Below are 12,743 nucleotides of genomic sequence, written 5' to 3'. Positions count from 1 at the left end.
GCCGGCCCGGCACGACGCTAGCCCGGCAGGACGACCAGATCCCGCGCCGTCAGGTTGAGCCGCTCGCCGCCTTCCGCCGTGCAGACCGCGATGTCCTCGATGCGGGCGCCGAAGCGGCCGGGCAGGTAGATGCCGGGCTCGACGGAGAAGGCCATACCGGGCTCCAGGGGGCGGGCGCTGCCGGAGACGATGTAGGGCTCCTCGTGGGTCTCCAGGCCGATGCCGTGCCCGGTGCGGTGGATGAAGTGCTGGCCGTATCCGGCGGCGGTGATGATGTCGCGCCCGACGGCGTCCAGTTGCTCGGCGGTGATGCCGGGGCGGACGGCCTCGATCTGGGCGCTCTGGGCGCGTCGCAGCACCTCGTACAGCTCGCGGAACTCGGCGGGCGGCTCGCCGACGGCGTACGTACGCGTGGAGTCCGAACAGTAGCCGTCGTCCGTCGTGCCGCCGATGTCGACGACGACCGGGTCGCCGGAGCGGATGACCCGGTCGGAGACCTCGTGGTGCGGGCTGGCGCCGTTGGGGCCGGAGCCGACGATGACGAAGTCCACGGTCGCGTGGCCGGCCTGGATGATGGCGTCGGCGATGTCGCGGGCGGCCTCGCGTTCGGTGCGGCCGGCCCGGACCCACTCTCCGATGCGGCGGTGGACGCGGTCGATGGCGGCGCCGGCCCGGCGCAGGGCCTCGATCTCGGCTGGGGTCTTGCGCATGCGCAGCTCCATCAGCACCTGGCCGGCCAGGCTCTGCTCGGCCCGGGGCAGGGCGGCGCGGAAGGCGAGGACCTTCTCGGCCCACATGTGGTTGTCGACGGCGACCCGCTCCACGCCGCCGGGAAGCCGGCCGGCGACGAGCGCGTACGGGTCGTCGGTCTCGCCCCAGCCGATGATGTCGATGCCGAGCCCGCCCAGCGGCGAAGCCTCCGCCCCGGGCTTCTCCAGCTCGGGCACCACGAGGAACGGCTCGCCCAGCACCGGGACGGCCAGGCACACGAGGCGCTCGGTGAGGTGGGCGCGGTAGCCGGTGAGGTAGCGCAGATCGGCGCCGGGGGCGACGAGGAGGGCGTCCAGGCCCGCGCCTGCGGCGGCCTTGCGGGCGAGTTCGAGCCGCTCGGCGGGGTAGAGCGGGGCGGCGGGGGCGGGGGCGGAGTCGGTCATAGGCCTCACCGTACGCGTCGTACGCTGGGCCGCGATGGATCTGGAGGAGCTGGCGCAGCGGTTGCGCGCGCTGCCGCCGTCGTGCGGCCCGGTGCGGCTGGTCGCGGTCGACGGCCACGCGGGGGCCGGCAAGACGACGTTCGCGGCCGTGCTGTCGCGGGCGCTGGGCGGCGCACCCGTCGTGCATCTCGACGATCTCGCCACGCACGACGAGCTGTTCGGCTGGACCGCCCGCCTCCGGGACGAGGTCCTGGAACCGCTCCGGAAGGGCGCCACGGCCCGGCACCGCGTCTACGACTGGACCGCCCGCCGCTTCGACGGCTTCGCCGACATCCCCCCGGCGCCGGTCGTGCTGCTGGAGGGCGTCGGCGCGGGCCGCCGTGCGCTGCGCCCCTGGCTGGCCCGGTTGCTCTGGCTCGACGTGCCCCGCGACACGGCCCGGTCGCGCGGGGAACTGCGCGACGGCCCGGACCTCGCCGGCTTCTGGAACGGCTGGATGCGGGCGCAGGAAGCGCACTTCGCCGGGGACCCGTCACGACCTTTCGCGGATCTGCTGGTGCAGCAGCGACCGTACGGATACGAGGTGCACACGATGCCGATGGGACAGCCTTGAAACGTCTTAGGCGTCACTGAACGTGACCGTCCGCAGCCGGTCCGCTGTGGCCCCAGAGAGGCTCCAGGACAGTGCTTCAAGGTGGCTTGACCCAGGGGCCGTACAGGACTTACGTTCTGAATGCGCGGTCGGAAGCGACCGCCGCCCTGACGCGAAGCCCCCGGTTGTTCCCCCGTGACCGGGGGCTTCGTTCTGCCCCGCGATGGACAAATGGGCTTCTTGCGGGCCGTTTTCCTAACACACTGTCACCGAAGCCACCACTCTTCGGCGCGGCCGGTCACCCGGGTACCATGCGAACGGGGCGCGGTCGCAGGTATATGTGTATGGCACGCCAGGCGCCAACTCCCGCTCTCGGTGGGCTGGTTGGGGCAGGCCGACGGCGACGGCCATGGGGGAACGGTTGGTGGGGGCCTGATGGACTTCGGTACGGAACGCTCGGGTTCCCCCGCCGACCTCGCCTGGTCGCGCGCGGTCGACGCCTACACCGTCGGCGCCTATCCGCACGCCGAGGAGGAGTTCCGCACCGCGGTCCGGCACGACCCGGGCATGGCCGACGCCTGGCTCGGCCTGCACGCGCTGCGCGCCGACACCTCCACCGCGCTGCTGCAGATGTTCCGGCACCGGGACCGCTTCGGGGAGCAGCGCAACCGCCATCGCCGCTCCATGAACTCCTGGTTCTGGCTGGGCTGGTGGGTGCAGCCGGTCCTGGAGACCGACCGCGACCTGCTGCTCGCGCACGCCTCGCACTGGCTCGACGGACGGCATGTCGCCGAGCTGGACCGGGCCCTTGCGGAGTGCCCGCCCATCGACACCGATCCGCAGGTGCGCTTCCTGCACGCCTGCCGCGCCTACCTGGTCAAGGACTGGGAGCAGTTGGTCCGGCACACCGAGCCACTGCTCGGCGATCCCGTGCTCGGCATCGAGGCCGGCCTCTTCGGCGGCATGGCCCGGGTCCGGATGGAGCTGTGCGGGCAGGCCGAGCCGCTGCTGGCCGCCGCGCTGATGCGGTGCCGCAGCGAGCAGCCGCAGCGCAAGGAGCTCCGCTACTGGCTGGCCCGCGCCTACGAGGGCACCGGGCGTACGGCCGCCGCACTGCCGCTGTACCGGGCGGTCCACCGGGTCGACCCGTCCTTCATGGACACCGCCGCCCGGCTCGCCGCCATCAACGACACCGACGACTTCGGCGACGAGGGTGCCGACCTCGCCACCGTCACCACGGCGGGCCTCGGCCAGCTGGTCCCCGACGCCCTCACCGACCCCGATCCCGTGCCGCCGCCGCCCGGTACCGCGGCGCCGGGGCAGTTCCTCGACGACCCGCTCACCGGTTCGGGCCCCTTCGACGACAACGTACGCGACCGGGCCATCCTCCCCGTCACCCCCATACCGCCCGACGTCCCGGTGACCGCCCCCGACCCGGTCCTGCTCGCCGAGGCGCTGGCCGAACTCGACCGCATGGTCGGCCTCGAACCCGTCAAGCGCCAGGTGCGCGCCCTCTCCGCCCAACTGCGGATGGCCCGGCTCCGCGCCCACCAGGGCCTGCCCGTCCAGCCGCCCAAGCGGCACTTCGTCTTCTCCGGCCCCTCCGGCACCGGCAAGACCACGGTGGCCCGCATCCTCGGCCGGGTCTTCTACGCCCTCGGCCTGCTCGGCGGCGACCACCTCGTCGAGGCCCAACGGTCCGACCTGGTCGGTGAGTTCCTGGGCCAGACCGCCGTCAAGGCCAACGAGCTCATCGACTCCGCGCTCGGCGGCGTCCTCTTCGTCGACGAGGCGTACGCGCTCTCCAACTCCGGCTACAGCAAGGGCGACGCGTACGGCGACGAGGCCCTCCAGGTGCTGCTGAAACGCGCCGAGGACAACCGCGACCGCCTCGTCGTCATCCTCGCCGGCTACCCCGAGGGCATGGACCGCCTCCTCGCCGCGAACCCCGGACTCAGCTCCCGCTTCACCACCCGCGTCGACTTCCCCAGCTACCGGCCGCTGGAACTCACCAGCATCGGCGGGGTCCTCGCCGCGGACAACGGCGACCGCTGGGACGACGAGGCGCTCGAGGAACTTCTGGCCATCTCCGGCCACGTCGTCGACCAGGGGTGGATCGACGAGCTCGGCAACGGCCGCTTCCTGCGCACCCTCTACGAGAAGAGCTGCGCCTACCGGGATCTCCGCCTCTCCGGCTACTCCGGTCCCCCGAGCCGTGACGACCTCTCCACCCTCCGCCTCCCCGACCTCATGCAGGCCTACGGCGAAGTCCTCTCCGGCCGCGGCCCCGGCCTCCCCCCACCGGAGCCGGCCGACTGACCAGGGGCGGTGCCCCTGGAACCCTGGCACCCCCCCGGGTTGGGGGTAGGCCGTCCGCCTGAGGCGGGACGGGCTGGCCCAACCCGGCCGCGCTCGGCGACGGACGCGCACCACGACGGTGGGTGTCCGGAGGTGCGTCGGCGGCCTCGCGTCCGTGGCCGGGTTGTGCCAGCCCGTTCCGCCTTGCGGAACGTACTCCCACAACCCGGTGGGAACTGCGCGCCCCGCTACCCCGCCAGGGCCCGCGGCGCAGCCGCGACGTGGGAGGGGTCGCGGACTTCGCCGACGAGCATTTCGAGGACGTCCTCCAGCGCGACGAGGCCGAGGACACGACCGCCCGCGTCGGAGACGGCGGCGAGATGGGACGCGGCGCGCCGCATCTGGGTGAGGGCGTCGTCGAGGGGGAGCTCGGCGCGGAGGGTGGCCATGGGCCGGAAGAGCCGGGCCGGGACGGGGCGGTCGGTGTCCTCGAGGTCGAGGACGTCCTTGACGTGGAGGTAGCCGAGGTAGGCGCCGTCGGACCCGGCGACGGGGAAGCGGGAGTAACCCGTGCTCACCGTCAGCTCCTCCACCCGGCGCGGCGTGACGGAGGCGTCCACCGTGACCAGCTCGGCCGGCCGCAGCAGGACCTCTGTGACCGGGCGGCTGCCCAGCTCGAGGGCGTCCTCCAGCCGCTCCTGCGCGCCGTCGTCGAGGAGTCCGGCCTGCCGGGCGTCCTCGACCAGCAGGGTCAGCTCCTCGCTGGTGAAGACCGAGTCGACCTCGTCCTTGGGCTCGACCCGGAACAGCCGCAGCACGAGCTTGGCGCATGCGCCGAGCACGGCGATGACCGGCCGGAAGACCCGGGCGAAGCCCACCAGTCCCGGGCTGAGCCACATCGCGGTCTTCTCGGGCGCGGCCATCGCGAGGTTCTTCGGCACCATCTCGCCGATCACGAGGTGGAAGAAGACCACGACCGCGAGGGCGATGACATACCCGGCCGGGTGGATCAGCTCGTCCGGCAGATGCACCGCCTGGAAGACCGGCTCCAGCAGGTGCGCCACCGTCGGCTCGGCGACCGCACCCAGCGTCAGCGAGCAGACGGTGATGCCGAACTGGGCCGCCGCCATCATCTGCGGCAGATTCTCCAGGCCGTGCAGGACCGTGCGGGCCCGCCGGTGCTTGGCGGCCAGCGGTTCGATCTGGCTGCGGCGTACGGAGACCAGCGCGAACTCGGCGCCGACGAAGAAGCCGTTGGCCAGCACCAGCAGCGCCGCGAAGAACAGCTGAAGGACGCTCATCGCTCGGCCACCTCCCCGGCACGGACCAGACGAACCCTTTCAGCACGGTGGTGCGCGACGTCCCGCACCCGTAGCTCCCAGCCCGGCAGCCGGGCCGTGTCGCCGGGGGCGGGGATCCGGCCGAGCAGGTCGGCGACCAGCCCGGCGACGGTCTCGTACGGGCCCTCGGGGGCCTGCAGGCCGATCCGGGCGAGCGAGTCGACCCGGCAGGCCCCGTCGGCGTCCCAGGCGGCGGCGCGGCCGGGGGCGTCGGGGGCGGGCGCGAGCTCGGGGATGTCGGCGGTGTCGTGCTCGTCGCGGACCTCGCCGACGAGCTCCTCGATGATGTCCTCGAGAGTGACGACCCCGGCGGTGCCGCCGTACTCGTCGACGACGACCGCGATCGGCTGCTGGCTGCGCAGCCGCTCCAGGAGCTGCTGCACCGGCAGCGTCTCGGGGACGAGCAGCGGGGTAATGGCGATCCGCCCGGCCGGCGTGCGGTCCCGCAGGTGCGCGGGGACGGCCAGCGCGTCCTTGAGGCTGACCATGCCTATCGTGTCGTCGAGCCGCTCCCGGTAGACGGGGAAGCGGGACAGCCCGGTCGCCCGGGTGAGGTTGAGGACGTCGGCGGCGGTGGCGGTGTCCTCCAGGGCACTGACCCGTACGCGCGGCGTCATCACGTTCTCGGCGGTGAGGTCGCCGAGCGACAGGGTGCGTACGAACAGATCGGCCGTGTCCTGCTCGATGACCCCGGCCCGGGCCGAGTGCCGGGCCAGTGAGACCAGCTCGGTGGGCGTACGGGCCGAGGCCAGCTCGTCGGCGGGTTCCACGCCGAGGGCGCGGACCAGCCGGTTGGCGGCGGTGTTGAGGAATTCGATGACGGGCCGGAAGACCGCGGAGAAGACCCGCTGCGGGCCGGCCACCATACGGGCCACCTGCAGCGGCCGGGAGACGGCCCAGTTCTTGGGGACGAGCTCACCGATGACCATCTGGACGGCCGAGGCGAGCATCATGCCGACGACGACGGCGATCGTGGGGGCCGCGCCCTGGGGGATGCCGATCGCGGTGAAGGGGCCGGTGAGGAGGTCGCGGAGGGCCGGCTCGGCGAGCATGCCCACCACCAGCGAGGTGATGGTGATGCCGAGCTGGGTGCCGGAGAGCTGGAAGGACAGCTTGCGCAGGGCCGCGACCACACTGCGGGCCCGGCGGTCGCCCTCGGCGGCGGCGCGCTCGGCGGCCGGGCGCTCCACGGTCACCAGGCCGAATTCAGCGGCGACGAAGAAGCCGTTCGCGAGGATCAGGACAAAGGCTGCCGCGAGGAGCAGCAACGAGGTGCTCATGCCACCGCTCCGGGATGTCGGAAGAAAGCGGCGGCGCAGGTACTACCGGACGGTCCGTCCATCGAACTTGGTTGTCACTCCTTGGGTCGTCACGGGCCGCTGTCGCGGGGGTTCCAGGGTAGTCAAGAACCGGGCCCGCGCGGCAGAGCTGCTGTGTTACGGACTCGGTTCGCCGGCCGAGGCGCCATGCTGCTCGGCCAGTGCGCGCAGGGCGCGGGCGTCGCGCAGGGCCTGGTCGCGGCCGATGCCGGGCTGGATGCCCATGGCGGCGAGGCTGGTGCCGTCGGCGAGGTCGAGGTGGACCCAGGCGTCGCCGGGGCGCAGATTCACCCGTACGATCTCGGCCCAGTCCAGGCGCCGCCGGGTGACCAGGTTGACCACGGTGACGCCGGCCGGGTCGGCGACGACCTTGGGGCGGCTGAGCCAGGTCAGTACGGCGGCGATGAGCGCACCGGTGCAGGCGAAGGCCAGCCGGTCGCCGAACCCCCAGGGCCGGGCGCCGTCGGCCGGCAGCAGCCCGGCGACCAGCGTGAACATGCCGAGCGCCACGGTGCCCGCCACCAGCAGCACCGCACGGGTGCGGGTGGGCCGGAAGGTGACGGGCAGCGCGGGCGTCGCTGGGGCGGCGGGGTCGGTCACAGCCGGCATGCGTGGATGCCGGTGGTGAGGATGCCCCGGGCGCCGAGGTCGAAGAGCTCGTCCATGATCCGCTGGGCCTCACGGCTGGGGACCATGGCGCGGACGGCGACCCAGCCCTCCCGGTGCAGCGGGGAGACGGTGGGCGACTCCAGGCCGGGGGTGAGGGCGACGGCCTTGTCGACGTGCTCGGCGCGGATGTCGTAGTCCATCATCACGTACCGGCGCGCGACCAGGACGCCGTGCAGGCGGCGCAGGAACTGCTGCACCTTGGGCTCGTCGGCGTCCGCGCCGGAGCGGCGGATGACGAGGGCCTCGGACTGCATGATCGGCTCGCCGATCACCTCGAGGCCCGCATTGCGCAGCGAGGTGCCGGTCTCGACGACGTCCGCGATGACCTGGGCGACGCCGAGCTGGATCGCGGTCTCCACCGCGCCGTCCAGGCGGACGACGGAGGCGTCGACGGCGTTCTCGAGCAGGTGCCGCTTGACGACCTCGGGGTAGGAGGTGGCGATGGTCAGGCCGCCGAACTCCTTGACGTCCGTGACCGTGCCCGGCACGGTCGCGTACCGGAAGGTGGAGCGGGCGAAACCGAGCTGGAGGATCTCCTCGGCGTTGGCGGCCGAGTCGAGGAGCAGGTCGCGGCCGGTGATGCCGATGTCGAGGCGTCCGGAGCCGACGTAGATCGCGATGTCCCGAGGACGGAGGTAGAAGAACTCCACCTCGTTCTCGGGGTCGACGAGGACCAGTTCCTTGCTGTCCTTGCGCTGCCGGTAGCCGGCCTCATGGAGCATGTCCGCCGCGGGTCCCGAGAGTTGGCCCTTGTTGGGAACGGCGATGCGCAGCATGGGAGCGGATTCCTTTTCGGCTGGTGCTTCGGCTGATGCGGCTCTGGTCACAGGTGAGCGTATACGTCGTCGAGCGAGATGCCCCGGGCGACCATCATCACCTGCAGGTGGTACAGCAGCTGGGAGATCTCCTCGGCGGTGCGGTCGGCGCCTTCGTACTCGGCGGCCATCCACACCTCGGCGGCCTCCTCGACCACCTTCTTGCCGATCGTATGGACGCCCTTGCCGACCAGTTCGGCGGTGCGGGAGGTACTGGGGTCGCCGGTGGCGGCCTTGTGCTGGAGCTCGGTGAAGAGCTCCTCGAATGTCTTCTTGGCCATGGTGGTCATCAGCCTACGCGGAAGTCCCTTCCGCTCAGCGCCACGGTTCGGATACTGAACGCAGGACGGTCGCCGTGGCCACCGCGGCGGTCACCGCCTCGTGCCCCTTGTCCTCGTTGGAGCCGGGGAGTCCGGCCCGGTCCAGGGCCTGCTCCTCGGTGTCGCAGGTGAGGACGCCGAAGCCGATCGGCACGCCGGTGTCCACGGAGACCCTGGTCAGGCCCTCGGTGACGCCCTGGCAGACGTACTCGAAGTGCGGCGTGCCGCCGCGGATGACCACGCCGAGGGCGACGATGGCGTCGTAGCCGCGGCTGGCCAGCACCTTGGCGGCCACCGGCAGCTCGAAGCTGCCGGGCACGCGCAGCAGGGTCGGCTCGTCGATGCCCAGCTGGTGCAGGGCGCGCAGTGCGCCGTCGACCAGTCCGTCCATCACCTGGACGTGCCACTGCGCCGCGATCACGGCCACGCGCAGGTCGCCGCAGTTCTTCACGGTCAGCTCGGGGGCGCCCTTACCGCTCACGTGCGTTCTCTCCTTGATTCGTTCCGGGTCGTTCTGGTTTTTCGGGACTACTGGTTGCGGCAGGCGCCGGCGGGTTCGGCGTCGAGCCAGGGCAGGTCATGGCCCATGCGGTCCCGCTTGGTGCGCAGGTACCGCAGATTGTGCTCGCCGGCCTGGACCGGCATCGCCTCGCGGCTCGTGACCTTCAGGCCGTGCCGGGTGAGGGCGGCGACCTTGTCGGGGTTGTTGGTCATCAGGCGTACGGACCGCACACCGAGGTCGGTGAGGATCTGTGCGCCGGCGGCGTAGTCGCGGGCGTCGGCGGGCAGGCCGAGTTCGAGGTTGGCGTCGAGGGTGTCGCGGCCGCGTTCCTGGAGTTCGTACGCGCGCAGCTTGGACAGCAGCCCGATGCCGCGCCCCTCGTGGCCGCGCAGGTATATGACGATGCCCCGGCCCTCAGAAGCCACCCTTTCGAGTGACGCCTGCAACTGCGGTCCGCAGTCGCAGCGCAGGGAATGGAAGATGTCGCCGGTCAGGCATTCGGAGTGGACGCGTACGAGCAGGTCCTCGCCGTCGCCGATGTCACCCTGCTCGCCCGCCACCAGCGCGATGTGCTCGACGCCGTCGACGATGCTGCGGTAGCCGTACGCGCGGAAGTCGCCGTACGTGGTGGGCAGCCGGGTCTCGGCCTCGCGGCGGACGGTCGGCTCGGACGAGCGGCGGTAGGCGACCAGGTCCTCGATCGAGATGATGGCCAGCCCGTGCTTGCGGGCGAAAACCATCAGCTCGGGGAGCCGGGCCATGGTGCCGTCCTCGTTGGCGATCTCCACGATGGCGGCGGCCGGGCGCAGCCCCGCGAGCCGGGCCAGGTCGGCCCCGGCCTCGGTGTGGCCGGCGCGGACCAGTACGCCGCCGGGGCGGGCGCGCAGCGGGAAGACGTGGCCGGGGCGGACGAAGTCACCGGCCTGCGACTCGCCGGAGGCGAGCAGGCGGATGGTGGTGGCCCGGTCGGCGGCGGAGATGCCGGTGCTGACGCCGTGGGCGGCACTCGCGTCGACCGAGACGGTGAAGGCCGTGCCCATGGACTCGGTGTTCGTGTCGACCATCTGCGGCAGGTCGAGGCGCTGGATGTCGCCCTCTTCCAGCGGTACGCAGATCAGGCCGCGGCACTCGGTCATCATGAACGCGACGATCTCGGGGGTCGCCAGCTCGGCCGCGACGATGAGGTCGCCCTCGTTCTCGCGGCTCTCGTCGTCCACGACCACGACGGGGCGTCCGGCGGCGATGTCGGCGATGGCGCGCTCGACCGGGTCGAGGACGACCGGCGCGTCCTCGTCCTCGTACCAGCTCTGCAGTGCGGTCATGCCGCCGCTCCTTCCAGTGCGGGCCCCCGCTGGGGGACGCGGGTCTGCTGCCACCAGGCGTACATGCCGGCGATCACCAGGACGAAGTAGATGACGTAGACGAGGCCGGAGAAGGGCAGTCCGCTGGTGAACGCGAGCGGGACGCCGACCAGGTCGACGGCGAGCCACGCGAACCAGAACTCGACCCAGCCCCGGGCCATGGCGACCATCGCTGCGACCGTGCCGACGAAGATGTACGCGTCGGGCCACGGGTTCCAGGACAGCGACGGGTAGAGCGTGAACAGGCCGACCACGGCCAGCGTGCCGACGGCAGTGCCGCCCACCAGCCAGCCGCGCTCGCGCCAGGTGGCGAAGCGGATCTCGATCCGCCCGGAACCGGAGTCCAGGCGGCCCTGCCGCCACTGGAACCAGCCCCACACCGCGACGCCGATCACCAGCAACTGCTTGCCGACGCCGCCGCTGAGCTGCGCGGACCAGTACGCCGCGACCAGCACCACACCGGAGAACAGCTGCACGGGCCAGGCCCACACCGAACGCCGCCAGCCCAGCGCCAGGCCGCCGAGGCCGAGCAGGTTGCCCGCCATGTCGGACCAGATGACGTGCTGGCCGAAGGCCGTGAAGGCCCCGCTGTTGAGCCAGTCGAGGGCGCTCACCTGGCTGCCTCCGTCTCGGTCTTCGGCTTGGTGCGGTCGGCGTCGCCGAGCATCCGCTCGACGTACTTGGCGATGACGTCCACCTCGAGGTTCACCGGGTCGCCGGCCTGCTTGGCGCCGAGGGTGGTGAGGGCGAGGGTGGTCGGGATGAGGCTGACGGTGAAGTAGTCGGGTCCCGCGTCCACGACGGTGAGACTGATGCCGTCGACGGTGATGGAGCCCTTTTCGACCACGTACCGGGTGAGGTCCGCCGGGAGGCTGACCTTCACGATCTCCCAGTGCTCGGACGGCTTGCGCTCGACGATGGTGCCCGTGCCGTCGACATGGCCCTGGACGAGGTGTCCGCCGAGGCGGCCGCCGAGTGCCATGGGCCGCTCCAGGTTGACCTTCGAGCCGACGGCGAGGGCGCCGAGGCTGGAGCGGTCGAGGGTCTCGGCCATGACGTCGGCGGTGAACTCGCCGTCGCCGAAGTCGACGACGGTCAGGCATACGCCGTTGACGGCGATCGAGTCACCGTGCCTGGCCCCTTCCGTGACGACCGGGCCCCGCAGACGGAAGCGTGACGCGTCGCCCAGCTCCTCGATGGCAACCACGTCGCCCAGCTCTTCGACGATTCCGGTGAACACTCAGATCTCCTCACGGCGGGTGTAAGCGGTGATACGGACGTCGGGGCCGATTCGTTCGACTTCGGCGACGTCGAGGCGCAACGCCTGCGCGATGGTGGTGATTCCGGCGTCGCGCAGCGCGGCCGGGCCGGCTCCCAGCAGAGCGGGTGCGAGATAGCCGACGACCTTGTCGACGGCGCCGGCCCGTACGAAGGCACCGGCCAGGGTGGGGCCGCCTTCCAGCAGGACCGAGCGCACGTCACGCTCGTACAGCGCGGCCAGCAGCGCGGGGACGCCCAAGCCGCCCTCGGCGCGCGGCAGCCGTACGACGACGTCCTCGGGCAGGTGCGCGGTGTCGGCGTCCTCGGCGACGGCGATCAGGGTGGGCGCGGCGTCGTCCAGCACGCGGGCGCCGGGCTTGACGGTGGCGTTGGTGTCGACGACGACGCGCAGCGGCTGGGTGAACGCGACGGTGACGTCGTCGCGGACTCCCCGTACGGCGAGCTGCGGGTCGTCGGCCCGCAGGGTGCCGGAGCCGACCACGACCGCGTCGGCCTCGGCCCGCAGCCGGTGGACGTCGGCGCGGGATTCGGCGGAGCTGATCCAGCGGCTGGTGCCGTCGGCGGCCGCGATGCGGCCGTCCAGCGTGCTCGCGTACTTCCAGAGCACGAAGGGGCGGCGGAGCCGTACGGAGGTCAGCCAGGCCTCGTTGCCACGGGCGGCCTCGTCGGTGAGCAGGCCGCCCTCGACCTCGACTCCGGCGGCGGACAAGGTGACCGCGCCGCCGGTGGCGGCGGGGTTGGGGTCGGCGACGGCGTAGACGACCCGGGCGATGCCGGCCTCGATCAGCGCCTGGGAGCAGGGGCCGGTCCGGCCGGTGTGGTTGCAGGGCTCGAGGGTGACGAGGGCGGTGCCGCCCCGGGCCCTTTCGCCTGCCGCGCGCAGGGCGTGGATCTCGGCGTGCGGGCCGCCCGCCTGCTGGTGCCAGCCCTCGCCGACGGTGTGTCCGGCGGCGTCGAGGACGACGCAGCCGACGACCGGGTTGGGGCTGGTGGAGCCGAGTCCGCGGGCGGCGAGCGTGATCGCCCGGCGCATCGCGTCGGCTTCCATGGCGGTGGCCACCGGGTCCTCCTGCCTCTTCGGGCACGGACTCC

General features: G+C 72.3%; 13 protein-coding genes. 2 read left to right on the top strand and 11 right to left on the bottom strand.

Features of this window, described 5'->3' with window-relative positions; all coding sequences use genetic code 11:
* Positions 1-17: 17 nt before the first annotated feature.
* Positions 18-1,154, bottom strand: coding sequence for a M24 family metallopeptidase (locus ACFXJ5_RS32680; RefSeq protein WP_384639206.1), 1,137 nt, complete (start codon positions 1,152-1,154; stop codon positions 18-20).
* A gap of 34 nt (positions 1,155-1,188) precedes the next feature.
* On the opposite strand from ACFXJ5_RS32680, the gene ACFXJ5_RS32675 reads away from it, so the two are divergent.
* The gene (locus tag ACFXJ5_RS32675; protein WP_384639204.1) at positions 1,189-1,767 is read left to right on the top strand and encodes a uridine kinase; all 579 of its coding nucleotides are present in this window, start codon (positions 1,189-1,191) and stop codon (positions 1,765-1,767) included.
* 414 nt (positions 1,768-2,181) lie between these two features.
* Positions 2,182-4,065: an AAA family ATPase gene (locus tag ACFXJ5_RS32670; RefSeq protein ID WP_384639201.1), complete on the top strand. Its 1,884-nt coding sequence runs from the start codon at positions 2,182-2,184 to the stop codon at positions 4,063-4,065.
* 227 nt (positions 4,066-4,292) lie between these two features.
* On the opposite strand, the gene ACFXJ5_RS32665 is transcribed toward ACFXJ5_RS32670, so the two are convergent.
* From ACFXJ5_RS32665 to ribD, 10 genes are all read right to left on the bottom strand, one after another.
* Entirely contained in the window at positions 4,293-5,345 is a 1,053-nt protein-coding gene (locus ACFXJ5_RS32665; RefSeq protein WP_384639198.1) for a hemolysin family protein, read from the bottom strand.
* Positions 5,342-6,664, bottom strand: coding sequence for a hemolysin family protein (locus ACFXJ5_RS32660; RefSeq protein WP_384639196.1), 1,323 nt, complete (start codon positions 6,662-6,664; stop codon positions 5,342-5,344). The genes ACFXJ5_RS32665 and ACFXJ5_RS32660 overlap by 4 nt, the downstream gene beginning before the upstream one ends.
* Before the next feature lie 156 nt (positions 6,665-6,820).
* On the bottom strand, positions 6,821-7,312 hold the full coding sequence (locus ACFXJ5_RS32655; RefSeq protein ID WP_384639193.1) for a PH domain-containing protein: 492 nt from the start codon (positions 7,310-7,312) through the stop codon (positions 6,821-6,823).
* Positions 7,300-8,148 carry an ATP phosphoribosyltransferase gene (gene hisG, locus ACFXJ5_RS32650; RefSeq protein WP_384639190.1) on the bottom strand — a complete coding sequence of 283 codons (849 nt, stop codon included), beginning with the start codon at positions 8,146-8,148 and terminating at the stop codon, positions 7,300-7,302. The genes ACFXJ5_RS32655 and hisG overlap by 13 nt, the downstream gene beginning before the upstream one ends.
* A 47-nt stretch (positions 8,149-8,195) precedes the next feature.
* Complete coding sequence (locus ACFXJ5_RS32645) at positions 8,196-8,468, bottom strand: phosphoribosyl-ATP diphosphatase (RefSeq protein ID WP_127360743.1); 273 nt, start codon at positions 8,466-8,468, stop codon at positions 8,196-8,198.
* Between the two features lie 34 nt (positions 8,469-8,502).
* A complete protein-coding gene (gene ribH, locus ACFXJ5_RS32640; protein ID WP_384639187.1) occupies positions 8,503-8,988 on the bottom strand; it encodes a 6,7-dimethyl-8-ribityllumazine synthase in 486 nt (161 codons plus the stop codon).
* A 47-nt stretch (positions 8,989-9,035) separates the two neighbouring features.
* Positions 9,036-10,331 (bottom strand): bifunctional 3,4-dihydroxy-2-butanone-4-phosphate synthase/GTP cyclohydrolase II, encoded by a 1,296-nt coding sequence (locus ACFXJ5_RS32635; protein ID WP_384639184.1) that lies wholly within the window; start codon positions 10,329-10,331, stop codon positions 9,036-9,038.
* Complete coding sequence (locus ACFXJ5_RS32630; protein WP_384639181.1) at positions 10,328-10,984, bottom strand: nicotinamide riboside transporter PnuC; 657 nt, start codon at positions 10,982-10,984, stop codon at positions 10,328-10,330. Before ACFXJ5_RS32630 ends, ACFXJ5_RS32635 begins: the two co-directional genes overlap by 4 nt.
* Positions 10,981-11,610, bottom strand: a complete 630-nt coding sequence (locus ACFXJ5_RS32625) for a riboflavin synthase (protein WP_384639179.1) — start codon at positions 11,608-11,610, stop codon at positions 10,981-10,983. The genes ACFXJ5_RS32630 and ACFXJ5_RS32625 overlap by 4 nt, the downstream gene beginning before the upstream one ends.
* A complete protein-coding gene (gene ribD, locus ACFXJ5_RS32620; RefSeq protein ID WP_384639264.1) occupies positions 11,611-12,684 on the bottom strand; it encodes a bifunctional diaminohydroxyphosphoribosylaminopyrimidine deaminase/5-amino-6-(5-phosphoribosylamino)uracil reductase RibD in 1,074 nt (357 codons plus the stop codon). It abuts the gene before it with no gap.
* Positions 12,685-12,743: the final 59 nt, after the last annotated feature.

Source organism: Streptomyces sp. NPDC059373, assembly GCF_042751495.1.
GTDB lineage: Bacteria > Actinomycetota > Actinomycetes > Streptomycetales > Streptomycetaceae > Actinacidiphila.
This window is presented reverse-complemented; position numbering and strand designations above follow the sequence as displayed.